This is a genomic window from Cyanobium sp. ATX 6F1, from assembly GCF_024346315.1.
GTDB lineage: Bacteria > Cyanobacteriota > Cyanobacteriia > PCC-6307 > Cyanobiaceae > ATX-6F1.
The window spans coordinates 125,404-148,533 of record NZ_JAGQCS010000007.1 but is presented as its reverse complement, the minus strand read 5'-3'; the positions used below and the strand labels follow the sequence as shown (position 1 = coordinate 148,533).

Annotated in this window: 27 protein-coding genes and 1 pseudogene; 18 read left to right on the top strand and 10 right to left on the bottom strand. The window is 66.1% G+C overall.

Annotation, left to right across the window (positions count from 1 at the left end):
- Nucleotides 1-11 precede the first annotated feature (11 nt).
- From msrA to KBZ13_RS11820, 3 genes are read left to right on the top strand one after another with little or no spacing between them, the layout of a single operon-like run.
- The gene (gene msrA, locus KBZ13_RS11830; protein ID WP_255009383.1) at nt 12-638 is read left to right on the top strand and encodes a peptide-methionine (S)-S-oxide reductase MsrA; all 627 of its coding nucleotides are present in this window, start codon (nt 12-14) and stop codon (nt 636-638) included.
- 1 nt (nt 639) lies between these two features.
- Nucleotides 640-1,245 carry a cytochrome b/b6 domain-containing protein gene (locus KBZ13_RS11825; protein ID WP_255009381.1) on the top strand — a complete coding sequence of 202 codons (606 nt, stop codon included), beginning with the start codon at nt 640-642 and terminating at the stop codon, nt 1,243-1,245.
- Entirely contained in the window at nt 1,242-1,931 is a 690-nt protein-coding gene (locus KBZ13_RS11820) for a molybdopterin-dependent oxidoreductase (RefSeq protein ID WP_255009379.1), read from the top strand. Before KBZ13_RS11825 ends, KBZ13_RS11820 begins: the two co-directional genes overlap by 4 nt.
- Nucleotides 1,932-1,949: 18 nt before the next feature.
- On the opposite strand, the gene KBZ13_RS11815 is transcribed toward KBZ13_RS11820, so the two are convergent.
- Nucleotides 1,950-2,699, bottom strand: coding sequence for a sulfite exporter TauE/SafE family protein (locus KBZ13_RS11815; protein ID WP_255009378.1), 750 nt, complete (start codon nt 2,697-2,699; stop codon nt 1,950-1,952).
- A 6-nt stretch (nt 2,700-2,705) separates the two neighbouring features.
- Nucleotides 2,706-3,230, bottom strand: a complete 525-nt coding sequence (moaB, locus tag KBZ13_RS11810) for a molybdenum cofactor biosynthesis protein B (RefSeq protein ID WP_255009376.1) — start codon at nt 3,228-3,230, stop codon at nt 2,706-2,708.
- Nucleotides 3,231-3,332: 102 nt separating this feature from the next.
- Here moaB and KBZ13_RS11805 point away from each other — a divergent pair, with 102 nt between their 5' ends.
- Both KBZ13_RS11805 and KBZ13_RS11800 read left to right on the top strand, forming a co-directional pair.
- Nucleotides 3,333-3,593 carry a MoaD/ThiS family protein gene (locus KBZ13_RS11805; protein WP_255009374.1) on the top strand — a complete coding sequence of 87 codons (261 nt, stop codon included), beginning with the start codon at nt 3,333-3,335 and terminating at the stop codon, nt 3,591-3,593.
- Nucleotides 3,593-4,051 carry a molybdopterin synthase catalytic subunit gene (locus KBZ13_RS11800; RefSeq protein WP_255009373.1) on the top strand — a complete coding sequence of 153 codons (459 nt, stop codon included), beginning with the start codon at nt 3,593-3,595 and terminating at the stop codon, nt 4,049-4,051. Before KBZ13_RS11805 ends, KBZ13_RS11800 begins: the two co-directional genes overlap by 1 nt.
- Before the next feature lie 7 nt (nt 4,052-4,058).
- Here the strand turns inward: KBZ13_RS11800 and KBZ13_RS11795 are convergent, their stop codons facing one another.
- The 6 genes and pseudogenes from KBZ13_RS11795 to KBZ13_RS11770 all read right to left on the bottom strand — a co-directional run bounded on the left by KBZ13_RS11795 (nt 4,059) and on the right by KBZ13_RS11770 (nt 9,218).
- Nucleotides 4,059-5,315: a molybdopterin molybdotransferase MoeA gene (locus KBZ13_RS11795; protein WP_255009405.1), complete on the bottom strand. Its 1,257-nt coding sequence runs from the start codon at nt 5,313-5,315 to the stop codon at nt 4,059-4,061.
- Nucleotides 5,316-5,792 (bottom strand): annotated as a pseudogene (gene moaC / locus KBZ13_RS11790) (cyclic pyranopterin monophosphate synthase MoaC); the annotation flags it as partial. It lies immediately after the preceding gene.
- A gap of 39 nt (nt 5,793-5,831) precedes the next feature.
- Nucleotides 5,832-7,088 (bottom strand): cytochrome c biogenesis protein DipZ, encoded by a 1,257-nt coding sequence (locus KBZ13_RS11785; protein WP_255009371.1) that lies wholly within the window; start codon nt 7,086-7,088, stop codon nt 5,832-5,834.
- Entirely contained in the window at nt 7,085-7,963 is an 879-nt protein-coding gene (locus KBZ13_RS11780; protein WP_255009370.1) for a hypothetical protein, read from the bottom strand. The genes KBZ13_RS11785 and KBZ13_RS11780 overlap by 4 nt, the downstream gene beginning before the upstream one ends.
- Before the next feature lie 24 nt (nt 7,964-7,987).
- The gene (locus tag KBZ13_RS11775) at nt 7,988-8,698 is read right to left on the bottom strand and encodes a DUF4079 domain-containing protein (RefSeq protein WP_255009404.1); all 711 of its coding nucleotides are present in this window, start codon (nt 8,696-8,698) and stop codon (nt 7,988-7,990) included.
- Between the two features lie 10 nt (nt 8,699-8,708).
- Nucleotides 8,709-9,218, bottom strand: coding sequence for a DM13 domain-containing protein (locus KBZ13_RS11770; protein WP_255009368.1), 510 nt, complete (start codon nt 9,216-9,218; stop codon nt 8,709-8,711).
- 75 nt (nt 9,219-9,293) lie between these two features.
- Between KBZ13_RS11770 and KBZ13_RS11765 the strand changes: the two genes are divergently transcribed.
- Genes KBZ13_RS11765 through KBZ13_RS11755 form a run of 3 tightly spaced genes read left to right on the top strand, consistent with a single transcriptional unit; the run spans nt 9,294 to nt 11,609 of the window.
- Nucleotides 9,294-10,277, top strand: a complete 984-nt coding sequence (locus KBZ13_RS11765; protein ID WP_255009367.1) for a DMT family transporter — start codon at nt 9,294-9,296, stop codon at nt 10,275-10,277.
- Nucleotides 10,278-10,305: 28 nt separating this feature from the next.
- Nucleotides 10,306-10,884 carry a sigma-70 family RNA polymerase sigma factor gene (locus KBZ13_RS11760; protein WP_255009365.1) on the top strand — a complete coding sequence of 193 codons (579 nt, stop codon included), beginning with the start codon at nt 10,306-10,308 and terminating at the stop codon, nt 10,882-10,884.
- Nucleotides 10,881-11,609, top strand: coding sequence for an anti-sigma factor domain-containing protein (locus tag KBZ13_RS11755; protein ID WP_255009363.1), 729 nt, complete (start codon nt 10,881-10,883; stop codon nt 11,607-11,609). The genes KBZ13_RS11760 and KBZ13_RS11755 overlap by 4 nt, the downstream gene beginning before the upstream one ends.
- A gap of 282 nt (nt 11,610-11,891) precedes the next feature.
- Here KBZ13_RS11755 and KBZ13_RS11750 read toward each other — a convergent pair whose 3' ends face one another.
- Nucleotides 11,892-14,225 carry a putative bifunctional diguanylate cyclase/phosphodiesterase gene (locus tag KBZ13_RS11750; RefSeq protein WP_255009362.1) on the bottom strand — a complete coding sequence of 778 codons (2,334 nt, stop codon included), beginning with the start codon at nt 14,223-14,225 and terminating at the stop codon, nt 11,892-11,894.
- 112 nt (nt 14,226-14,337) lie between these two features.
- Between KBZ13_RS11750 and KBZ13_RS11745 the strand changes: the two genes are divergently transcribed.
- From KBZ13_RS11745 to KBZ13_RS11705, 9 genes are all read left to right on the top strand, one after another.
- Nucleotides 14,338-14,673 (top strand): hypothetical protein, encoded by a 336-nt coding sequence (locus tag KBZ13_RS11745; protein WP_255009360.1) that lies wholly within the window; start codon nt 14,338-14,340, stop codon nt 14,671-14,673.
- A gap of 123 nt (nt 14,674-14,796) precedes the next feature.
- Entirely contained in the window at nt 14,797-15,360 is a 564-nt protein-coding gene (locus KBZ13_RS11740) for a phosphate-starvation-inducible PsiE family protein (RefSeq protein WP_255009358.1), read from the top strand.
- A 50-nt stretch (nt 15,361-15,410) separates the two neighbouring features.
- Nucleotides 15,411-15,614 (top strand): hypothetical protein, encoded by a 204-nt coding sequence (locus KBZ13_RS11735; RefSeq protein ID WP_255009357.1) that lies wholly within the window; start codon nt 15,411-15,413, stop codon nt 15,612-15,614.
- Nucleotides 15,611-16,219 (top strand): alpha/beta fold hydrolase, encoded by a 609-nt coding sequence (locus KBZ13_RS11730; protein ID WP_255009355.1) that lies wholly within the window; start codon nt 15,611-15,613, stop codon nt 16,217-16,219. Before KBZ13_RS11735 ends, KBZ13_RS11730 begins: the two co-directional genes overlap by 4 nt.
- The gene (locus KBZ13_RS11725; protein ID WP_255009353.1) at nt 16,216-16,701 is read left to right on the top strand and encodes a GNAT family N-acetyltransferase; all 486 of its coding nucleotides are present in this window, start codon (nt 16,216-16,218) and stop codon (nt 16,699-16,701) included. Before KBZ13_RS11730 ends, KBZ13_RS11725 begins: the two co-directional genes overlap by 4 nt.
- Nucleotides 16,702-16,818: 117 nt before the next feature.
- Nucleotides 16,819-18,054, top strand: a complete 1,236-nt coding sequence (locus KBZ13_RS11720) for an EAL domain-containing protein (RefSeq protein WP_255009351.1) — start codon at nt 16,819-16,821, stop codon at nt 18,052-18,054.
- 307 nt (nt 18,055-18,361) lie between these two features.
- Nucleotides 18,362-19,582 (top strand): heavy metal-binding domain-containing protein, encoded by a 1,221-nt coding sequence (locus KBZ13_RS11715; protein WP_255009349.1) that lies wholly within the window; start codon nt 18,362-18,364, stop codon nt 19,580-19,582.
- Nucleotides 19,582-20,337: an alpha/beta hydrolase gene (locus KBZ13_RS11710; protein WP_255009347.1), complete on the top strand. Its 756-nt coding sequence runs from the start codon at nt 19,582-19,584 to the stop codon at nt 20,335-20,337. Before KBZ13_RS11715 ends, KBZ13_RS11710 begins: the two co-directional genes overlap by 1 nt.
- 44 nt (nt 20,338-20,381) lie before the next feature.
- Nucleotides 20,382-21,410, top strand: a complete 1,029-nt coding sequence (locus KBZ13_RS11705) for an acetylserotonin O-methyltransferase (RefSeq protein WP_255009346.1) — start codon at nt 20,382-20,384, stop codon at nt 21,408-21,410.
- A gap of 15 nt (nt 21,411-21,425) precedes the next feature.
- Here the strand turns inward: KBZ13_RS11705 and KBZ13_RS11700 are convergent, their stop codons facing one another.
- Entirely contained in the window at nt 21,426-21,770 is a 345-nt protein-coding gene (locus KBZ13_RS11700; protein ID WP_255009344.1) for a YbjQ family protein, read from the bottom strand.
- An 87-nt stretch (nt 21,771-21,857) separates the two neighbouring features.
- Here KBZ13_RS11700 and KBZ13_RS11695 point away from each other — a divergent pair, with 87 nt between their 5' ends.
- Entirely contained in the window at nt 21,858-23,129 is a 1,272-nt protein-coding gene (locus KBZ13_RS11695) for an MFS transporter (protein WP_255009343.1), read from the top strand.
- Nucleotide 23,130: the final 1 nt, after the last annotated feature.

Genomic DNA, 23,130 nt, shown 5'->3' with positions numbered 1-23,130 from the left:
CCGCACCTGCCATGGGTCCGCACCTCTCCGCCCTGCTGACGGCCCTCTTCGCCCTGATGCCACTTTCCCTGGGCGCCGCAAGGGCGGCGGCGGCCCCACCACCACCCCTGCAGACCGCCGTGCTGGCGGGGGGCTGCTTCTGGGGGGTGGAGGGCGTGTTCGAGCACGTCAAGGGAGTGCGCGAGGTGGTGTCCGGCTACGCCGGCGGGAGCCGCTCGGAGGCCAGCTACGACACGGTCAGCAGCGGCCGCAGCGGCCATGCCGAGGCGGTTCGGATCCGCTTTGATCCCCGGCGGGTCTCCTACGGTCAATTGCTGACGATCTACTTCAAGGTCGCCCACGATCCGACCCAGCTCAACCGCCAGGGGCCCGACCAGGGCCCCCAGTACCGCTCAGCGATCTTCACCGCCAACCCGGAGCAACAACGCACGGCCGTCGAGACGATCAACCAGCTCAGCCGCGCCCGCCGCTTCCCACAGCCGATCGTCACCCAGGTGGTGCCCCTGCAGGCCTTCTACCCCGCCGAGGCCTACCACCAGAACTTCATGGCACGGAACCCCTTCCACCCCTACATCGTGGTCCACGACCAGCCGAAGCTGGCGCGGCTGCGGGCGCTGTATCCGGCGATGGCGCTCTGAGATGGCCCACACGTCCGCCCGCCAGCCCCACCACCCGCTCTGGACCCGGGCCTTCCACGGCTTCAACCTGGTGGTGCTGTTGGTGATGGCCGCCAGCGGCCTGCAGATTTACAACGCCAACCCCGTCTTCGGGGGCCGGGGAGGCGCCACCGTGCCGGATCTGTTCACCCTCGGCGGCTGGCTGTCGGGGGGCCGCGACTGGCACTTCGGCTTCATGGGCCTCTATGCGTTGAACCTGGGCCTCTGGCTGGCCCTGCTGATCCAGCGCCGCCGCCGGCGCCTGGGGGAACTCGGTGATCTCACCGCTCTGAAGGCCAGCGCCAGTGCGCCACGGCGGCGGCTCTCGGCCCACCGGATCGTCTACACCCTGATGCTGATCGTGCTGGCCTTCAGTCTGATCAGTGGTCTGGCGATGTACAAACCGGCGCAGTTCTGGTGGCTCACCAGCCTGTTTGCCCTGGCTGAACCGCTCGGGGTGAGCAGTTGGCAGGCGCTGCGGGTGAGCCACCTGGCCACGATCCCGGCCATGGTCCTGCTGGTGCTGGCGCACGTGGTGTTGAGCTGGCGTGTCGGCGGCCTGCGACTGCTGCGGGCCATGACCCTGTGAACCGGCGTCAGCTCCTCGGCCTGGGCCTCGGAGGCAGTTCGTCTCTGCTGCTGGGGGGCTGCGCCCTGAACGGCGTCAGCGAAGCGGTGGGCAACGGCACCCAGCCCCTGAACGAACGCCTCGAAGCCTTGCTCCAGGGCCAGGGGAAGGTGCCGGAATTCAGGCCCGATCAGGTGGAGCCAGCCGCGCTGCTGGTGAACAGCTTCAACGGCACACCCCGCCTTGATCCAAAGCGCTACCGCCTCCAGGTGAAGGGACTGGTGGGCCGTCCCTTGAACCTTGATCTGACCGACCTTGCCGCCCTGCCCCAGCACACCTCAGTGATGCGCCACGTGTGTGTGGAGGGCTGGTCCGCGGTGGTGGCCTGGTCGGGGGTGCGCCTGGCGGACGTGCTGCGGCTGGCGGAGCTTTCGCCCCTGGGCGGCTATGTGCTGATTGATTCGGCCGACAGCTACTTCGAAAGCTGGGATCTGGCCTCGGCCCTGCACCCCCAGACCCTGCTGGCCACCCACATGAACGGGGCCCCCCTGCCGGCTCCGAACGGCGCCCCAGTGCGATTGGCCGCGCCGATCAAGCTGGGGTACAAGCAGAGCAAGTGGGTGACCGGCCTGCGGGTGACGGCGACCCTGGGGGAGCGACGCGGCACCTGGGAAGACCAGGGCTACGAGTGGTTCGCCGGGCTCTGAGCCCGGGCCCCGCCCCGTTCATCCCCCCAGGCCCAGCAACTTGCCGCTGGCCACCACCAGCACCAGCGCCAATAGGCGCCGGATCCAGAGGGGGCTGAAGCGCCGGCTGCCGCCGTAGGCCCCCAGGGCCCCGGCCAGCGCCACCGCCAGGGCCATCGGCCCCACCAGGGCAAGGGAAGGCAGCGCGGCGGGCCCCCTGGCGATCAACAAACCCGTCAGCCCCGCCAGGGAGTTGACCAGGATGAAGGGCGCCGAGATCGCCGCCGCCTGGCGGGGCGCCAGCCAGCCGCGCAGGATCATCAACGGCGTGAGGAAGATGCCGCCTCCGGTGCCGGTGAGGCCAGCCAGCAGACCGAGCAGGCCGCCGGTGAGCCCCAAACCCAACGGCCCCGGCACGGCGGCGGCGGACGGTTCCGGCAGCGCGGGCCGCAGCAACCGCCAGGCGGAGAGGAGCAAGACCACGCCGATCAGCCGTTGCAGCAAGGGGCCCGGCAGGGCCACCATCCCTCCCACCAGGGCGGCCGGCACCGAGGCCAGCGCCAGGGGCAGAAACACCGCGCGGCGAAAGTGGCCGGCGCCGATGAACTGCCAGCTGGCCAGGCCCGCCACCAGCACGTTGAGCACCAGCGCCAGGGGGCGGATCTCAGCGGCGGCGAATCCCGCCAGAGCCAGCACGGCGATGTAGCCGGAGGCGCCGGCATGGCCGACGCCGGCATAGAGAAAGGCCACGGTGGCCAGGGCCGCTAGCAGCCAGGTGGAAGGCTCCATCGGTGATCAGGCCGGTAGGTGCGGCGATTCGCGCAACCTTGGCAGCAGCTGCACCAGGTTGCAGGGGGCGGTGGTGGCCTCCAGCTGGGCGCCAATCAGGCGATCCCAGGCCGTTGTGACGGCATCGAGGGAGCCGGGCAACACGAAGATCACCGTGCCGTTGGCCACCCCGGCGAGGCAGCGGCTCTGCAGGCTGCTGGTGCCGATGGTCTCAAACGACAGCACCCGGAACAGTTCGCCGAAGCCCTCGATCGTCTTGTCGAGCAGGGGCGCCACCGCCTCCGGGGTGCCGTCGCGGCCGGTGAGGCCGGTGCCGCCGCTGGTGATCACCACCTGCACGGCAGGATCGGCGATCCAGCGGCTGAGCTCGGCGCGCACCCGGTAGCGATCGTCGGGAACACGGCAACGCTCCAGCAGTTGATGGCCCGCCGCGCCCAGGCGCTGCTCGAGGGCATCGCCGGAGGGATCGGCCAGCTCAGGATCGGCGCTGCGGCGATCGGAGATGGTGAGCAGGGCGATCGCAAGGCCCACGGAGACAGCGTCAGATGGAAGCCCGACCCTAGACACGGGCGACCGGAAGTCTTACCGGCGTCGGGCGGGAGGTGCCAGGCTCATCGGAGCTACCCCGCCGTGATGACCGCCCCCGAGGCCACCCCCACCATCACCGTGCGTCTGTTCGCGCGGCTGCGGGAGCAGGCCGGCTGGGGCGAGCGGACCGTGCCCCTGGGGGAGGGTGTCGTCAGCGCCGCCGAGATCTGGGAGCGGCTGGGGCTCGGGCCGAGCCCGCTGCCCGCCCCGCTGCGGGTCGCCATCAACCAGCAGTTCGCCGCCGCCGATGCGCGGCTCAGGGCCGGCGATGAGCTGGCCTTCCTGCCCCCGATCAGCGGCGGCTGATGGACCTCCCCGCCGAGCTGCTGATCAGCCTGCACCCGGAGCCGTTCATGCCCCTGGAGCTGCTGGCGGCCTGGCAGCTCGCCGCCTCGGCCCTGGCGCCCCTGGCGGCAGCCGAGAGCCACTTCATCGGCCGCGTGCGACCTGTGGGCGCCGATGGCACGGCCCTGGAGGCGTTGGAGCTGGAGCACTACCCGGGGATGAGCGAACGGCGCCTGCAGGACCTGGCCCAGGAGCTGGCGGAGCGCCACGGGGTGAGCCGTGTGCGCCTGGCCCACCGCGTCGGGCGGGTGCGACCCGGTGAAGCGATCGTCCTGGTCGCTGTGGCGGCCGACCGCCGCGGCCCCGCCCAGCGCTGCGCCCAGGAGCTGCTGGAGGCGCTCAAGCACGAGGCGCCGTTCTGGAAACGGGAATGGAGCGGTGGCGTGGGCACCTGGGTGGAGGGCAACACGCCGTTCTGAACGGCTCCTAAAGGATCGGCAGCCGCAGCAGCTGGGCCCACAGTTCCGTACCAGCCGCCAGGTTTCCCGCTTCGGCGGGGATCTCGAGCAGCAAGTCCGCCCCCTGCAGCGAACCCAGCCGCGAGGAGGCCTGGCTGCCCTCCACCAGCGCCAGCAAGGCCCCATCGGCTCCCACCTGCAGCCGCGCCCGGGCCAGCTCCGGGCGGCCGGGGCCGCGGTTGAGATCCGCTGCCAGGTGCACCTTCAGCCGCGGCAAGAGCTTAATCTCGGCCCCCTCCAGCCGCTGCAGTGCCGGCCAGAGCAGCTGCAACGCCGTGATCGCCGCCGCCACGGGGTTGCCCGGAAGACCAAAGAACGGCCGGTCCTGTACCCGGCCCCAGGCGAAGGGGCGGCCCGGCTTGAGGAACAGCTTCCAGAAGGCCACCTCCCCCAGCTCCGCCACCAGGGCACGCATCCAGTCGCTGTCGCCCGCCGACACGCCGCCGGTACTCACCACCACATCACAGCCTGCCGCCAGCTCGATCAGGGCCTGGCGCAGGGCGCCAGGGTCATCAGCCTCCACGCGCCGTTCGCTGACGCCGTAGCCCAGCCGCGCCAGCAGGGCTTCCAGCAGGGTGCCGTTGCTCTCCCAAATGCAACCGGGCGCACGGAGCTTCCCTGGCGCCACCAGCTCATCGCCGCTGATCAGCAGACCGATCCGGGGGCGGGGACGCACCGCCAACTCCCCCACACCACAACTGGCCAGACGCGCCAGGTCGGCCACCCCGAGCCGCTCCCCCGCCGCCAGCAGCTCCTGGCCTGCTGAGGCCTCCTCGTCGGCGGCGCGGATCCAGGGGTTCGGCCCCGCCGGGCGGCCCAGACGCAGGAGGCTGGACTCCTCCCGCTCCACCAGCTCCTGGGGCAACACCCTGTTCCCCCCCTCCGGCAAGGGCGCACCGGTGAGGATACGGATCGCCTCCCCCGCCGCCAAAACGCCTTCATAGGGAGCCCCCGGGGCCGAGCGCCCCACCAGGCGCCAGCTCTGCCCCAACTCCGGCACCCCGGCATCGGCCAGGGCATAGCCATCCATGATCGAAGCCCTGAACCCCGGCACCGCCTCGCGGGCGAGCGCGGGCTCGGCGCTCACCCGGCCCAGCACCTCCGCCAGGGGCAGGTTCTCGCTGCCGCCCAGGGGCTGAAGGGCTTCGAGAATGAGACGGCGCGCCTCTTCGAGGGGCAGACCCTCGGCGGGGAAGGGTTCCGCTGGAGCGCTGCTGGGGGACACCCACACCCCATGGCGACCACCCTCCTTGCGCAGCAACCGCACGGGTCCGATCGTCATCGCCGGATCGGCGGATTTGACCATGTCGTAGAGGGTGAGCAGACCCACCTGCACAGCGGTGAGCGCCTCCATTTCCACCCCCGTGGGACCGGTGGTGCGGGCCGTGGCCTCCAGGCGCAGGCCGGAGCCATCGCCTGCGGGTTCGATCCGCACCTCAAGGCCGGTCAGGGCAATCGGGTGGCAGAGGGGGATCAGCTCCCAGGTGCGCTTGGCCGCCTGGATCGCCGCCACCCGCGCCACCGCCAGCACATCGCCCTTGGCGGCGGTACCCGAGAGGATCGACTCCAGCACCGGCGCTGCGATCGCGATGAACCCCTCGGCCACGGCGCGGCGGTCGGTGGCGGGGCGATCGCCCACCTCCACCATGTGCACCTCGCCGCGGGGGTTGAGGTGGCTGAGCCGGGGGGATGAATCCTGCATCAACCGATCATGGCGAAGCCCCCGAACCTCGCGGCAGCCTCAGCGGGCCCAGGGCTGCACCAGACCGCCCGGAATGTTGGTCTGGCCGGCCTCCCGCAGCAGGCTCTGGAGGATCCGCTCCGATCTGTCGTAGGCGCCTTCTCCGAAGTGGGTGGCGCGGATGCGCCCCTGGGCGTCGATGAAATAGAAGGCGGGCCAGTAGTTGTTGTTGAACGCCTTCCAGATCGCGTAGTCGTTGTCGATCACCACCGGATAGCTCACCCCAAGACGCTTCGAGGCCTCCCGCACGTTGGCAAGGTCGCGCTCGAAGGCAAATTCCGGCGTGTGCACACCGATCACGACAAGACCGTGGTCCTTGTACTTCTGCGCCCAGGCCCGAACATGGGGCAGCGTGCGCACGCAGTTGATGCAGGAATAGGTCCAGATGTCGATCAGCACCACCTTGCCCCAGAGCTGATCGCGGCTCAGCGGCGGGGAATGGAGCCAGGCGGACCCCTTCGGAAAGGGTGGCAGGGTGCCCAGCACCGGCAGGTTGCTGGCGGTTCCAGCCGGCTTCGGGCTACTGCCAGCGGGCTGAACCTGTGCCAGCAGCGCCCGCTCCAAAGCACCCGTGTCGGCAAACGCAAAGCGGGCCAGCGAGGCCTGCTCCAGCCCCAGGGCGATCACGCCCACGGCCACCAGCACGGCACCGCCCAGGCCGCGGCGGATCCAGGCGGTGGCCGCCGCCGTGCGCCTCAGGGCCGCCGCCAGCCTCCCGCCGGCCAGCAGCACCAGGGCCAGGGAGCTGGCGGCACCGAGGCCGTAGGCGAGCAGCAGCAGGGGCGTCCGGACGCCGGCACCCCCGACCACGGCACCGGTGAGGATCAGGCCCAGGATCGGACCGGCGCAGGGGGCCCAGAGCAGACCCACAGCTACACCGAGCAGCAGCGAGGAGCCCACCGGGCGCCCGGGGCTGCCCCCCGCCTCTGCATGCCACGACAGGCGCTCCCCCAGCCGGACCAGGGGCCGACCCAGGCGCTCAGCCAGGGCAGGAAACAGCAGCGACAGCCCGAACAGCGCCATCAGCAACAGCGCCGCGGCACGCCCGAACTGACTGGCCTGGACGGCCCAGCCGCCGGCCACGGCGGCGAGCGACCCGACGGACGCAAAGCTCAACGCCATGCCCCCCAGCAGGGGCAGGCCATGGGTCAGGAACGGCTCGCCCGCGCGGGCGAACACGAAGGGGAGCACTGGAAGGATGCAGGCACTCAGCAGGGTGAGCGCACCCCCCAGATAGGCCAAGAGCAGCAGGGTCATGGGTGAGGGCGGGTGCGATCGAGGGCGTCGAGGTCCACCTGGCGGCGCCCGGAGGCGTCAAGGCTGACCAGATCGGCGAACACCTCGCCCACGCGGATGTCGTCGGGGCGGTAAGCGTTGATCTGCAGCAGCGGGGCTCCCGTCACCGCGTCGGTGCCCTCCACCTGCACCATCAGCAGCCCATTGGCCCGCTGCAGCCCATCCAGGCCCAGCCGCCGCAGCGGGCTGTCCGGCGAGAGCCGGTGGCTGATCACCGCCGTGACCTGCAGCTGGGGGGTCTGGCCGTTGAGCACCGGCAGGGCCTCGACCCGCCGCTGCACTACCCCAGGTTCGATTTCCTCATCCTGGAAGAGGAACATCCCGTAGGACACCTTCAGCCAGTGGCTGGGATCTGTGGTGACGAAGCGGCAGCTGAGGTGCCCGCCGGACCAGGAGCTCAGGCAAAGGGCCCGGCTGAAGGTGAGCGGCGCGTCCACCCGGGTGAAGCGCAGGAAGAACAGGCCAGTCACCATCGCGTTGGTGAGCAGACCCACCAGCCGTTCGATGGCCGCCACGGCGAGGCCATAGCCCGACGTCAACTCGGCGGCGCGGAAGCTGGCGCTGAACAGGTTCTGCAGGGCAAAGACCAGGCTGGCGGGCAGGCCCATCGCCCCCATGCCCTCCAGGTGGCCGGCATCCAGCTGAAAGGCCAGGGTGAACACCACCAATTCGGCCAGATACAGCCCGGTCATCGCCAGGAAGAACAGCGGCCAGGGCATGCGCATCACCATCGACACCGGCTGACGCCAGAGCCGTTGCCAGGGGCTGTGCTGAACACCCAGGGACTGCCAATGGCGGCGGCGGGCCATCGAAGGAGCCGGCGAACGGAAGGACATGAATCCGGCGGTCGGGATGAATCCTTAAGGAGCGGCCAAAGGCACGGGGGTGGGACAGCGCTGGGCCTGGAAATCACAGGCGTAGACGGCCGGCTTCTGCCAGCCGAGCGGAATCTCGAGCAGATCCCGGGGCCCGCTGATCCCCTGGGCCAGGAAGATCAGGGCCGCCAGCACATTGGCACTGAGGTGCCACCGCCGCCAGCGCAGGTGCTTGTGGATCTCGGGGCGGCAGGCCACCGAGAACAGCATCAGCCCGGTGAGGCCGGCCCCGCCCCAGAAGTGCGATTGCCAGAAAGGGAGGGTGAAGGGGTTGTCGCTGAGGCGGAACACCTCCGGCTGCATCCCCAGGGCGAGCACGCCCGCCCAGCAGAGCAACGCAAAGGTGGCCCGGTACAGCGGCTGTTTGACGCGGCCCAGGGCCACCAGCGCTCCCACCGATCCGGCCAGCACCATGAGCAGGAGCAGCAACCGGAACGGTCCGCCTTCAAAGGCGCCAAGGGGATGCTTGGTGGCGATCACCACCCCCAGGGCGATCAGCACGATGGCCACCACCGACGTCGCCAGCCACTGGCCTAGGTCGGCATGGTCGCGCCCCACGGTGGGCGGCAGCTTGGCCTGGTTGAGACGCCGGTCCCGGGTCTGCTGCGCCAACCGCAGCACCATGCCGAGCAAGGGGTAGACGAGCACCACCGCCAGGGCGGGGTGCAACAACCAGAGCCAATCGATGGTCTGCAACATGGGTTGTTCAGGGCTTCAGGGGCGCCCAGGCCATGGTGGCGTTGAACTTCTTGCACCAGATCAACACCGATCCCTGGGCCTTCAGATCGACCGAGGCGGGGATTGCGTAAGTCTGGGCACCGGAGCTCGACTTCAGCGACGCCAGGATCGTGTAGCTGCCGGGCTTGAGCGGGAAACCGGGGGCTTTGGTGCTGGCCAGGGGGGTGCTCGAGGGGCTGAAGATCACCTTGAGATCCGGGGCCATGTCGTTGGTCTTGAAATCGCTGCTCAAGACGAGCACCTTGCCGCTTCCCTCCTTCTTGATCGTGAAGCCACCGCTGACTGGCGCTTCGGCCTTGCGGAACGTGCCTTGGATCATCGCGGCGGGCGCCATCATTCCGGCACCTTCCTTCTTCATCATCGCGCCACCATCCGGCTTGGACATGGACTCGGCATGGAGAGCGGCACCGCTGAGCGCGGAGGCACCGATCAGGGCCAGGGCGAGGCTCTTGGTCAGTGAACGGTTGACGTGGGCCATGATTGATTCAAAGGGTGTGAGTAGAGCGAAAGCCTTGAGCCAAGACGGATCGGCTCCCGCGCCCCCCTACTACCGATGACCGGACCGTTCGGATTGCACACATCCATGTCGGGCCGCTTCGGTGTGCTGGCGTTGCTGCTCTACGTGCTGTTGCGGGGCCTCGACGCCACGGCGCTGAAGGGTCTGCAACTGGCCGGGGCCAGCCACCTGGTTCTCGGCGAGAATCCGATCAGCTTCTGCAATGTCTTCTTCTTCTCCCAGCTGGTGGTAGGTCTGGTGGCCCTGCTGCCCGCCCGGCAGACGCTGCCAAGGGAGCTGGCCGCCTTGAGCACCGCCGACCGCTGCCTGCTGGCCCTCGACGCTGGCCTGGGTCTGTTCCTCGGTCCGATCGCCTACTACCTGGCCCTGCAGGCGCTCTCGGTCGTCAGCCAGACGCTTCTGTTCGCGCTGGTGCTGCCGCTCTCAGCCCTGCTGGCCCGCTGGCTCCTGGGCGAGCCCCTGCCCCGGGGTTTCGCCCTCAGCCTCGGCCTGATCGCTGCAGGGTTGCTGCTGCCCCAGGTGGCCTCGGCGGCCATGGGCGGGCCCATGGATGATCGGGTGGGGATCGGCTGGGCGCTTGTGGGGGTGGCGGCCTTCAGTTCGGCCGCGATCACGGGGCGGACGATCGCCGGACGCAGCTGGCCGGTCGCCGTGAGTGTGGGGGTGCCCTCCCTGCTCACCGCCCTGGTCTTCGCTCTGATCGCCCTGGTGCTGTTCGGACCCCACCATTTCCTGTTGCTGCAGCTGTGGTGGGTGGTGGGTGTGATCGGCGTCTATGCCGTCGTTCTCAGCCTGGGGCGCGAACTCTGCCTGCGCCTGGCCTATCGCCACAGCAGCGTCGCCATGGTGTCGCTCTGGGGCAGCCTGTCGCTGCCGGTGGCCGTGGTCAGCGCCGCTCTGCTGCTGCAGGAACCACTCAGCTTCCAGGCTGTGTTGGGTCTCGCTCTGGTGCTGGCGGGCGCGTTCTGGAGCAGTGCCCCGGGGCAATCCGATCGGCCTCCCCAGCGGTACTTGCCTTGACGATGTGCGCACGGCCCCTCCCTTGGGAGTGACTCCCCCCGAATCCGATGCCCCGGCCCAACGGCGAACGGGAGACCTCCCAGCCAGCGATCCCGGCGACCACCGCGACCTGGCCGCGCTCTACGACGCCTGCGGCGGCCCGGTCTACCGCCTGGCCTTGCGGCTGTGCCGCGACCGCCAGGAAGCGGAAGACCTCACCCACGACGTCTTCCTGCGCTACTGGCAGCAGGACCGCTACGACCCCTCCCGGGGGCCGGTGCTGGCCTTTCTGCTGCTGCTGACGCGTTCGATGGCCCTCAATCGTCTGCAGCAGCGGCAGAACCGCTGGCGACTGGTGCAACGCTGGTCATCCCAGCTGTTTGCCACCGCCGTGCCCAGCCCCCACGAGCAGGCGGAAACGGACGACCTGGCCCGTCGGGTCAAGGTCGCGCTGGAGTCGATTCCCGCCAACCAGCGTCAGGTGCTGGAGCTGGCGTATTACGAGGGATTGAGCCAGTCGGCGATCGGCGCGCAGCTCCAGTTGCCGCTCGGCACCGTCAAGACCCGCTCCCGCCAGGGGCTGATCCGACTGCGGGAATTGTTGATCGACTTCCGGAGCGAACCATGAACCCCAACGACAACCGCCGCTCCTCCCTCGACGACGACCGCGACGCCCTGCTCGCTGGCCACGCGCTGGGGGATCTCGATGCCGACGAACGGGAGCGGTTGGCCTCCCTGTTGCGGGAGCAGCCCGAACTGCGCCAGCGGCTCGATCAGTTCCGCACCACCCTCGAACTGCTGCCCCTGGCCCTGCCGGCCACGGCGACGCCCCCGGCCCGGCTGCGCCAGCGGCTGCTCGAACCGAACCCTCCCTCACGCTCCCGGCTGCCGTGGCTGGTACCGGCCCTGCTGGGGCTGGGCCTGCTGATCCTGGGGGTGGAGCTGCAGCAAACGCGCACCCAGCTCGCCCAGGTGCAGAACCAGTTGTCAGGCCAACAGAGAAAACCGCAGGGAGCCGCCGTTCAGGCCCCCCACCGTCTGCTAACGCTCACGGCGATGGCCCCCGGCGCCGCGGCGAACGGGGAGGTGCTGGTGACGGGCAACACCACCCACAACGTGTTGATGCTCAATGATCTGCCAGCGGCGCCCCCCGGCCATGTGTACAGGCTCTGGGCCAACGTGGACGGTCACAAGGTCGGCTGTGTCGCCTTCGTGCCGACAGCCCAGGGCCATGTGGCGATGCTGATCCCAACCATGCCCACCAGCCTGGCCAAGGGCGTGAGTGTCAGCCTGGAGCGGGATCCCAATGGCACGGCGCCGAAGGGGCCCATGGTGCTCAGCGGTCCGATCTGAGCCCCAAGGCGTGAGCGCTGGGCCAGCGCCAGAGCTCTTCGATCAGGTGCGCGTCACGCCGACGGACCCCGACACACCCACCTCGCCATGAGAACTTCATGAATCAATCGATTCGAAACAAAGCACAGCTTTGAACGTGCTGAACGTTGCACCACGTGAACTGCCCATCGATGGGGGATCGCGCCCAAGGGGTCCAAGCCTTCAACGGCGGGCTGAACTGACGACAACCCTTAACGTTGCAGTGAGATCAACCGCCCTGAGCAACGGATAGCTGCAAGCAGCTCAGGACGTTGACGCTTTCTGCGTTCGCTCGAAGGCCTTGGCGCCTGATGCGATCAAATCGTTAGTGGCACGAGCCTTGGAATACAAGTATCCTTGATGATGATGAACGCCGAGCTCAGAGAGAAGATCGGCAATCTCGTTGGTTTCCACGCCTTCGGCGACAACCCTTATCTTCATCAATGTAGCCAGGCCGGTGATCAGCTTGACGATCCGCATCGCCGTTGCATCTGTATCAAGGTCTTTCACGAAAGACTTGTCAATCTTGATCTCATTGGGTTGGACAAGAAACAGCCTGTTGAGCGAGGAATAACCGGTTCCAAAATCATCAAGAGATAAATCCATCCCAGAATCCCTGAGGATCCGCAGATTGTCTTCTGTGGCGGAATCGGTTTGGAACAGGGAAGTTTCCGTAATTTCAAGAGTCACCTGAGTCGGAAGGACTCTCTGCTTGCTGAGCATCTGAAGGAGCATCAGAGCGAAATCCGGATTGTTGAGCAGAGATGCGGTCACGTTGATCGCCAGCCTGAGATCACTGTTCATGCTGGCCAGCAGAGTCGCAAAACCCTTCACAGCAAGATGCAGAAGCTCTTCACCAAGGGGGCCAATCAATCGATAGCGCTCCGCCAGGGCCAGGAACGTTTCTGGCGACACGTCTCCCTCGGTTGGGTGGGTCCAGCGCGCCAGCGCCTCGACGGTATGGATGCCTCCATTGGTTGAAAGAATCGGCTGAAAAAACACCGCCAGCTCATGATTCTCCAGTGCTTTCTGTAGATCAGCAAACAGCTGATAGTCGTCAAGCTCCTCCCTTAAGGCCTCCTCACCAAAAACAAAGATGCGGCTATGAAACTGCTTCTTAGCCTGATACATTGCAACATCTGATCGCTTCATCGCTTGCCTGAAGTCAGTATCGCCCCCTTGTACAATCGTAATGCCGATACTTAGCCGAATCGGTAGCGATACAGCGCCAAGTTCAAAGGGGGCTTCAAACCTAGATATCAGCCTATTTGCGAACAGATAGGCCTTGGCCTTGAGATTACTTTCGCTACGATCCTCCAAACCAGAGAGATCCATCAAGACCGCAAACTCATCCCCTCCATAACGAGCGACAAAGTCCTCACGCCGGCACCACTCGCGCAAATTGTCTGCGACGGTCGAAAGCGCTGCATCGCCCACACCATGCCCATAGGTATCATTGATCTGCTTAAATTTATCGATATCAACAAACATGACCGCGTAGGGCTTACCACTTCTTTTGGCGCGCTGAGCCTCAATCTCAAGGCGAACGAGAAAATAGCGGCGATTCGGTAGATCGGTAAGAGAATCAAGCAGTGCCAAAGCCCGGGCAGATTCCAGAAACTGCTCGAAGCGTTTCGCCACTACTCCGAGCTTGTGCTCCATGCCATCAGTCTTGGGAGCTGAGGCTTCCTGCTCCAAGGGTGCTTGCTTGTTGACTCCAAAGATGATCGAGGTCACCTCATCTTCAACTGCCAAGCCACGGGATCCGTCTGAAGCTCCGAGCCGTTCAAGCATGTGATCCAACCGCTCACTGCTCCTCCGAATCCGCAGGCCCGCCTGATGCTCTCTATGGCGCTGAAGAACCATCACCCGACGACGCTCCAGCATCATCACCATTCGGAAGGTGAGCAGCGCTGCCAACAGCACCAACATCAGGGGCAGATCATCCACCAAAGACCGCATCGTGCCTTCCACCACCTCAGCATCAGGAGATTTCAGAAGTGAGCCGTCTGGGGCGAAGGGTGTCAGATAAACCAACTGTCCCCATGGCGCTTCGTTGGCGGGCTTCACGCCCACCGGTCTCACTACCCCTTTGAAAACCTGGTTGCGACTGTCGCGGCAGAAAAACTGACGGGTAACGCCTCGCTTCGGCAACAGCTTCAACTGACCGGTGGCGCAGTTCTTCAGCAAAGGATCATCGAGGCCACCATTGGACAGCCTGTTGGTTTTAAACAACAGATCACCCGTGCTCGAAAAAAGCAGCAGCATCACACCGGGTTCAACCCTTTTGCTGGCTTCGTTCAGACGTATATAGCCCTCTGGAGTCTTCTTCCTGAGATAGTCAAGAAACTCAGTTCTGCGGGTCCAATCATCCGCCTTTCCCTGCAGCCATTTTTGCGATGGAGAAGACTGGGCCGTCGAATCCTTCAACTCATTCAGCCTTTTGTTGTTGACATCAACCCCTCGACGGATCAGCTCCATCACCATCAGAGGGGTCAGCACAAGGAGTGCCAGCAAAACAGCCTGGCGTTGGCGCAGTTGGCTCCGGCGCAGATCGACGCGTTCCTCCTTGATCCACGGCAGAAAGAACTTCTTCAAATCGAGCCTGGTCTTTGATTGTGACCTTACCGAACAAAGCAGAGAATGGGTAGATCAACGGCGAGCGCTCAACACCATGGTTGCTGACTGGGCGTGTTCAGCCAGCGGAGCCATGCCAGCCTTGGTCAGCCTCCGCGGTCCCCGCCATGGGCACTCGCCTGAGTGGCGGCTGTGGCGTGACCAGCGCTCGGACCTGATCTTCAGCTGCGACCATCAAGACCCGATCGATCTGAGCGCCCCGCCTGGCGCCGAGATCAGGCAACCGCTGATGCCCGGTGTGTGGTTGGCCAACAAGCGCCATCCCCATGGCCAGGAGCTGGTGCTGGAGTGCCAGCTCACGGAGAGCGAGCTGATCGGTCGCCTGCGGGCGGAGACCGCGCTACCCCTGCGGGAGCTGCGCTTTGAGCGCGAAGCGGAGGGCCGCGACCAGCTCCGCGTGCGCGCCTGAAGCGACGAGCCGCTGTGGCCCCCATCACTGCCATCAGTGAGTCTGATGGCGAGAGGATTGACCCATCAGAACAACTACGGATAGCGTCTGGCCACGCCACACGATCGACTCAAATAAACCGCCATGACCACTGTGATCAGCCTCGATTCCAGGCCGTCAGCTGATGCTCAGCCACCGGAAACCTCCACCTCCCCGCCCACTGATCCAGCTGCCACAAACACACCCGTTCCCTGGCATCAACAGTTCCGTCGACGCCAGATCGTGCAAGCGCTCGAAGCGGTTCAGGACATGATTGCCGTGTCGCTTTGCGTGGGGTTGTTCTGTGTGATGGCGCTGCAATTACGCGCCATTTTTCTCTCCTTGCTGACCAAGCCACATTTTCACCAAATCACCGCGGACATCCTCTTCATCCTGATCCTGGTGGAGTTGTTCCGCCTGATGATCATTTACCTCCAGGAACAGCGCGTCTCGATCGGGGTGTCGGTGGAGATCGCCATCGTTTCGGTGCTACGGGAGGTGATCGTCAAGGGGGTGCTGGAAACGGACTGGCACCAGATCCTGGCGGTGTGCGTGTTCCTGATGGCCATGGCGGTTCTGTTGGTGGTGCGGGTCTGGCTGCCACCCACCTTCGCCGGCGTCGATCCCGAGGCCATGGTCTCGGCTCGCCTGCGCGAAACCCACCACTGAATTCGCCCTAGGGTCGGACCGGGTCCTCAGGTTCCCTCTGCCCCAACGCCATGACCGACGCCACCGCGCTGCTGGTGGGGCTGATGGTCAGCCTGATCGGCAGCGGTTACGTGCTCTATGGGCGCAAGCAGAGCCACACCATCGCCCTGCTCTGCGGGCTGACCTTGACGCTCATCCCCTGGTTCCTCACCAATCCATGGCTGCTGGCCCTCAGTTGCGTCCTGTTGATGGGGCTCCCCTTTCGCCTGCGTTGATCGACGCCCAACTGCTTTTCCTGCCCGGGGCCTCCGGCAGCACAGCGTTCTGGCAACCACTGGCGGAGCGGCTCACCCACCCAGCCGAACGCAGGTTCCTGGGCTGGCCAGGCTTTGGGCCAACGCCGCCGGATCCCGCCATCAACAGCCTCACCGACTTGGTGGACCTGGTCAGCGGCGCCCTCGATCGACCCAGCGCGCTGATCGCCCAATCCATGGGCGGGGTGATCGCCTTGCTGACCGCCCTGAAGCAACCGCAATCCATCACCCACCTTGTGCTGATCGCCACCTCCGGCGGCCTCGCCATGGCGGAGCACGGCGCTGAGGATTGGCGGCCGGCTTTCATGGCCAGCCAGGCCTCCGTTCCCCCCTGGTTCGCAGACGCCACTGAGGACCTCACTCCCCTGCTCCCTGAGATCCGTATGCCCACCCTGCTGGTGTGGGGGGACGCCGATCCGATCAGCCCACTAAGCGTCGGGCGGAAACTGGAAGCGCTGCTGCCCCGCTCGAAGCTGCGGGTGATTCCCGGCGCCGACCATGACCTGGCCTTCAGCCACGCGGCGGAGCTGGCGCCGATGATCGAGGACCACCTCGCGACGCCATGACGCAGGAGTCAATCCGCCTGAGCCCCGTGCAACCGGAGCAACTGGACCAGTTGATGCCCCTGGTGGCGGCCTTCTACGCCCATTTCGGCTACTCCTACGACAACGACCGCAAACGCTCGTTGCTGGAGACGTTCCTGAACGATGGAAACAGCGGTCGGTTGTGGTTCATCGTCAACAGCGACGCACCCGTGGGCTATGTGCTGATCGCCTTCTCCTTCAGCCTGGAAATGGAAGGCCGCATCGCCTTCGTCGATGAGCTGTTCATCGCACCGGAAGGGCGCTCCAAAGGCACTGGCGCCTGGGCCCTGTCCCTGGCGGAGGCGGCCTGCCGGGAACTGGGGGTGGGCACCCTGAGGCTGGAGGCCGAAGCAGACAACCTCCGCGCCGCCGCCCTTTACCTAAGGCAGGGTTACGGGGATCTCGGCCGTCGTTTGCTGAGCAAATCACTTGATCAACCGAATCACAGACCAGAAGACACCTGAATTGTTTGACTGATCGGCGAACAAGCACCCAACGCCCAGGCCAGGGTGGGAGTCATGTATCAATCAACACCAAGCAAGCCCCTTGCCTCCCATACTCTCGCGGCCAAAGGAATCTCCATGCTCAACAACAGTGGCAAGGTTTCATCAAGCCAAGCCTCCAACACCATGACATCTGACGATCTGGAGATTCATTTTCAACCGATCATCAGCCTCAAGACCAGTGCTGTCATTGGGTTGGAGGCCCTGGCCAGGCCCCTGAAGATGAACGTCGAAGCCTTCTTCTCCGAAGCTCGCCAAAGTGGCAAGCTCCTGGAACTGGATCGTCGCTGCCGTGCCCTGGCCATGGCCGGATTTCGCAATCTGTCCCAACAGCTGGCCCAGCAGCCTTTGTTATTTCTGCAATTTGAAACCTCCCTGATCGATGAAGGAGCGGAGGGATCAGAGGCCCTGATGAATGCCACAAAGGAAGCGGGCCTAGAGCCCAATGACATCGTGATCGAACTAAAAGAAACAAGGGCCATGAACTCCATGGCCATCAAAAACTTCGTAGACAACTACCGGGAACTAGGCTTTCTGATCGCCATCGATGACGTTGGCTCGGGATACAGCAACCTTACAAAAATATCTGAATTACGTCCACACATCATCAAACTCGATCGCTGCCTCGTGGAGGGCGTTGAGAAAAGCTACATCAAGCAGGAAACGATCAAATCGCTTGTTCATTTAAGCAAAAACATCGGCACGCTTGTGCTGGCAGAGGGAATTGAAACCCAGGCAGAATTGGATTATTGTGCCTATGTTGGTATCAACTACTTCCAGGGCCATTACTTCGCACGGCCGGCAGCACCGACGGATCTGCATCTATCAGATGTGCAGCTCTTGATCCTCAAGGCGAACCACCGACACCGCGCCAAAGTCATCGCCGCTCAGCAAGCCCAGCAGCAATCCGATCAAGACCTGCAGGCCATGGCCATTGATTGCAGCGACCGCCTGCGCTCTGGTACTCCCACTGAGTTTGATCCGATCCTCGCGGCCTGGGTTCTGGAACAACCATCGATCAATGCGGCCTACCTTCTCGACAATGAAGGGGTGCAACTCAGCAAAACCCACCTGGGACGTGGGGTCAGACCCTCCCAGCATCGCCTGTTCGCGCCAGCCACGCCAGGAACCGATCACAGCAACAAAGAATACTTTCTCGGCTTGATCGAGAACGGACCGGATCAATTCCTCACCAACAGTTACATCGACCTGGCAACGGGTCGGCTCTGCCGAACCCTGGCCAGGCAGTTGAACATACCTGATGGTGGTGCTTACGTGCTCTGCATCGACCAGCTCACACCAAACACTGTTTAAGCCGCTTGGGCGTCCCTCGCCCAAAGCTCTGGCAAGCCCGCCTCAACCACCCTGCTCTCCATCAGGGATGACGATTCCATGGCGGATCGCAACCGAAGCAGGATCATGGGGGGCCTCAATCTGATCAACTTGGCCCGCGCGGACCATGAACGCCCATGCCCCAGCGTTGCCGCACCGTGGCCATGAGGTTGGAGCACGCCAGCGGCGCTGCCTTCATTAGGAACCCACGGCTGGACGTCCCAGGACAACCTGCGGGAGATTGCCTGCGGTTGCTCCCCCGGGAGCAGCGCCTCCTCGCTCAGCCGCCATGACCCTCATCACCGGCCTCTCCGGCAACGAGATCTACTGTCTGCGCCGCAAAGGCCTGACGCCGGGTGACCTGGTGATCGGCAACAGCGTGATCGCCCTCGGCCTGGTGCGCAGCCTGCTCTCCGGCCTCAAGACCCTGGTGGGGGGAGAGGTGCATCAGATCACCGCCCTGATCCAGGAGGGTCGCTCGCGCGCCTACCGGCGTCTGGTGCGTGAAGCCGGCCAGCGGGGTGGCGTCGGCATCACCGGCGTGGCCAACGAGCTGGTGTTCCAGGGCACCAACGTGGAGTTCCTGGCGATCGGCTCCTGCCTGCACCGGGAAAATGGAACACCAGACGACGAGCTGGCGTTCTCCACCTCTGCCGATGGCCAGGCGCTCTACTGCCAGCTCGATTGCGGCTTCAGGCCGCTGCAGTTCGTCTTCGGCAACGTGGCCTACGCCGTGGGCCTCGGGGGCGGCCTGCTGGGGGGCCTGCGCAGCCTGGTGCGCGGCGAGGTGGTGGAGTTCTCTCGCCTGTTCAACACCATCCGCCACCTGGCGCTCCAGCGCATCTCGGCGGAGGCCACGGCCGTGGGCGCCAACGCCGTGGTGGGGATCCGCACCACGATCCTGCCCTTCGTCGGGCTGCAGGAGATGGTGATGATCGGCACCGCCTCCCACCACCCCGCCCTGCCGGCGGCCTACACCGATGCGCCGATCACCAGTGACCTCACCAACGAGGAAATGTGGAACCTGATCGACCAGGGCCTGATGCCCGTGCAGCTGGTGTTGGGGGTTTCGGTCTATTCGCTGGGGCTCTGGGGCGGCCTCTCGGCCTTCTTCAAATCGTTCGTGCGCGGTGAAATCCGCGAACTCAGCAGCTTGATCTACGCCGCCCGCGAGCAGGCACTGCGCCACATCGAAGTCGATGCCCGCCGCTGCGGCGCCGATCAGGTGGTCGGCATCAAGACCTACGTCTACAACCTCGGCGGCGGCATCGTCGAATTCCTGGCCATTGGCACCGCCGTCAAGGCGATGCCCGGGGTGCACACCCTCTCCGAGCAACTGCTACCCCAGGCGATCATCCGCGACCAGGACACCTTCATCAACACCGCCCAGTCCAGCTCCGCAGCCCCCCTGAATCAGCCCACCAACTCGCGCAGCATTCTGGGCTCCGTGGGCACCCTGTTCGCCATCGTGGCCTGGATCGGCTATGTGATGTTCGTCATCTTCCGTTGATGGCGGCTGGTCGCACCCCCTTCGCTGCGCTGCTGCTGCACGGCTTCACCGGCAACCCCGAAACGCTCGGGCCGTTGGCGGCACCGCTGCGGGCCCTGGGGCTCCCCGTGGCCATGCCCCTGCTGCGGGGCCATGGGGGGCCCAGCCCCGAGGCCCTTGGGGCGGTGCGCTGGCCCGATTGGGTCGCCGATGGGGCTGCCGCCCTCGAGCAGCTGAGCGCCCAGGCCGAACAGGTGATCATCGTGGGCCACAGCATGGGAGCCCTGGTGGCCCTGCAGCTGGCGGCCGACCACGGCGCCAGCATCGACAGCCTGGTGCTGGTGGCGACCCCGATCCAGCTGGCCTCGCCGCTGGCCCCCGGCCGTCCCCTGCAACGGCTGCGACCGCTCGTGCAACGACTGCTGCGCCGCTGGCCGATCCCGAAGACCTACCGCGACCCCTCCCTGGCCATCCACGACAGCAGCTACGACTGGTCGCCCATGGCTCCGCTGATCTCCTTCCTGGAGTTCGGCGCCCACACCCGAGCGCGCTTAGGGGAGGTGAGCTGCCCTGCCTTGATCCTGCAGAGCCATGCCGATCCGGTGGTGCTGGACGCCAGCGTCCCGTTGTTGTGCGCCGGCCTGGCGACCCCGGCCGCCGAGAAGCGTGTGGTCTGGTTCGAGCGCTCGGGCCATGAGCTCGTTCTCGATCTGGAGGGCCCGGCGGTTGTTGCGACCGTGATGGAGTTCGTGGGGGAGCGGCTGAAGCGCGATTGAATGCCCGCAGGCTTGACGAACGAACGACCCTTTCACCCGCTGCCATGGCCACCAACGACCTCTCCCCGGACCGGATCCTCGACGTGGCGATGGCCTTCTGGCCCGCCAAGGTGCTGCTCTCGGCCGTTGAACTGGATCTGTTCAGCACCTTGGGTGAGCGTGCCCTCAGCGGCGCTGAGCTCCAGGCGGAGCTGAAGCTGCACCCCCGCGCCAACCCCGACTTCTTCGACACCCTGGTGGCCCTGCGTTTTCTCGAACGTGAGGGCGATGGGGCGGAGGCCCGCTACCGCAACAGCGCCGAAACAGCCACGTTCCTGAACACGGCCCATCCGGCCTACATCGGCGGCTTTCTGGCCATGGCCAACGACCGCCTCTACCCCTTCTGGGGCGATCTCACCGAGGCCCTGCGCACGGGCGCACCTCAAAACGAGATCAAACACAACGGTGCCCCCCTCTTCGAGGCGCTCTATGCGGACCCCGAACGACTGGAGCAGTTCCTCGCCGCCATGGCGGGGATTTCCGCCGGCAACGCAACGGCCCTGGCGGAGCGCTTCGATTTCTCCCCGTATCGCAGCCTCTGCGACGTGGGCGGTGCCTCCGGCCTGCTAGCGCTCACCCTGGCCCGACGACACCCCCATCTGCGCTGCCTCACCGCCGATCTGCCCCCTGCCACGGCGATCGCGGAGCGTCAGGTGGCCGCCTCGGGGCTGGCTGATCGGGTCAGTGCCGTGCCGCTGGATTTCTTCGCCCAGCCGCTGCCCAGGGCCGATGTGATCACCATGGGCCTGATCCTCCACGACTGGAACCTGGAGAGGAAGCGCGAGCTGATCGCCGCTGCCTACGAGGCCCTGCCCGAGGGGGGCGTCTTCATCGTGCTGGAGCACCTGATCGACGATGCCCGGCGTGAGAACGCCTTCGGCCTGATGATGTCGCTGAACATGTTGATCGAAAACGGTGACGCCTTCGACTTCACCGGAGCTGATTTCAACCGCTGGTGCCTGGAGGCGGGCTTCCAGCGCACGGAGGTGCTTCCCCTGGCCGGGCCCGCCAGCGCCGGCATCGCCTACAAGTAAGCGCTCCCTGGCGCCTCACTCCAGCTTCTCGATCACCACCGCCGTGCCATAGCAGAGCACCTCGGTGGCCGCCGAGGCTCCGCTCTCCACCTCCGAGCCGTCGTAGCGGGTACCCACGATCGCGTTGGCCCCGAGCTTGCGGGCATGGCTGATCATCTGCTCGTAGGCCTGTTGCCGGGTCTGCTCGCACATCTCGGTGTAGGCGCCGATGCGGCCGCCGATCATCGATTTCAGCCCGCCGAAAAAGCCCTGCAGCAGGGTGGGTGAACGCACCACGATGCCGCGCACGATTCCCAGGTACTCCTTGATCGCATAGCCCTCGATGCTGAAGGTGGTGGTCACGAACACCGGCTGAACCACGGGCGTCCCCTCGCTTCGATCGGATCCAACCCTATGGCGCTCTGGCGGCCCCATGGGAGCCTGAAGATCTCCTCGGCACCGTCGTCCTTGCGCCTCGCCCGGCCCTCCACCTACCTCTGCGCCTTCGTCACCCTGCTGAACGACCGCATGGGGGAAAGCATCGTCTTTCCGTTGCTGCCCTTCCTGCTGGCCAGTTTCAGCAACGACGGCCGCACCCTGGGCCTGCTGGCGGGCAGCTACGCCCTGGCCCAGTTCACCGCCACCCCCCTGATCGGCGCCCTCAGCGACCGCTACGGCCGCAAGCCAGTGATCGCCCTATGCGTGGCCGGCTCGGTGCTGGGCCTGGGGCTGTTTGCCCTCACCGTCGCCACCGACTGGGCCCGAATCCCCTGGGCGGCCGGCACCAGCCTCCCCCTGGGTCTGCTGTTCGTGGCCCGTCTGATCGATGGGGTCAGCGGCGGCACCGCCGCCACCGCCGGGGCCGTGCTCGCCGACATCTCCCCGCCGGAGAAGCGGGCCAAGGCCTTTGGTCTGATCGGTGTGGCCTTCGGGCTGGGCTTCATCCTCGGTCCTGGCCTGGGGGGCCGGCTGGGGGAGATCAACGTGAACCTGCCGGTGCTGGTGGCGGTGGGCTTCGCCGCCGCGAACCTGGTGCTGGTGCTGACCCTGCTGCCGGAAACCCACCCCCCCGAAGCCCGCCAGCCGATGCCACGCCGGCGCGAGCTCAACCCCTTCAGCGCCCTGCGCAAGGTGTTCACCAACCCCCAGGTGCGCCGCCTCTGCCTGGCCTTCTTCCTGTTCTTCCTGGCCTTCAACGGCTTCACCGCCGTGCTGGTGCTCTATTTCAAGCAGGCCTTCGACTGGGGGCCGGCCCTGGCCGGCACCGCCTTTCTGATCGTGGGCGTGGTGGCCACGGTGGTGCAGGGTGGCCTGATCGGGCCGCTGGTGAAGCGCTTCGGCGAATGGCGCCTCACCCTGGCGGGCCTGGGCTTCGTGATCGCCGGCTGCCTGCTGGTCCCGCTGGCCACCAAAGCCAACGCCCAGCCGGTGGTGTTCAGCGCCGTGGCGGTGCTGGCGTTGGGTACGGGCCTGGTCACCCCCTGCCTGCGCAGCCTGGTCTCCCGCCGCCTCGACAGCAGCGGCCAGGGGGCCGCCCTGGGCAGCCTGCAAGGTCTGCAGAGCCTGGGCAGTTTCCTGGGGCCACCCCTGGCGGGCCTGGCCTACGAACTCACGGGTCACACCAGTCCCTTCTGGCTGAGCATGGGCCTGCTGACTGCGGTGGCCGCCCTGGTGGCCGGTGGCTTGCCTAGTTCCGGTCCTTTGGCAAGCAGCTCCAACACCGAAAGCAGCCAAGGTTGAT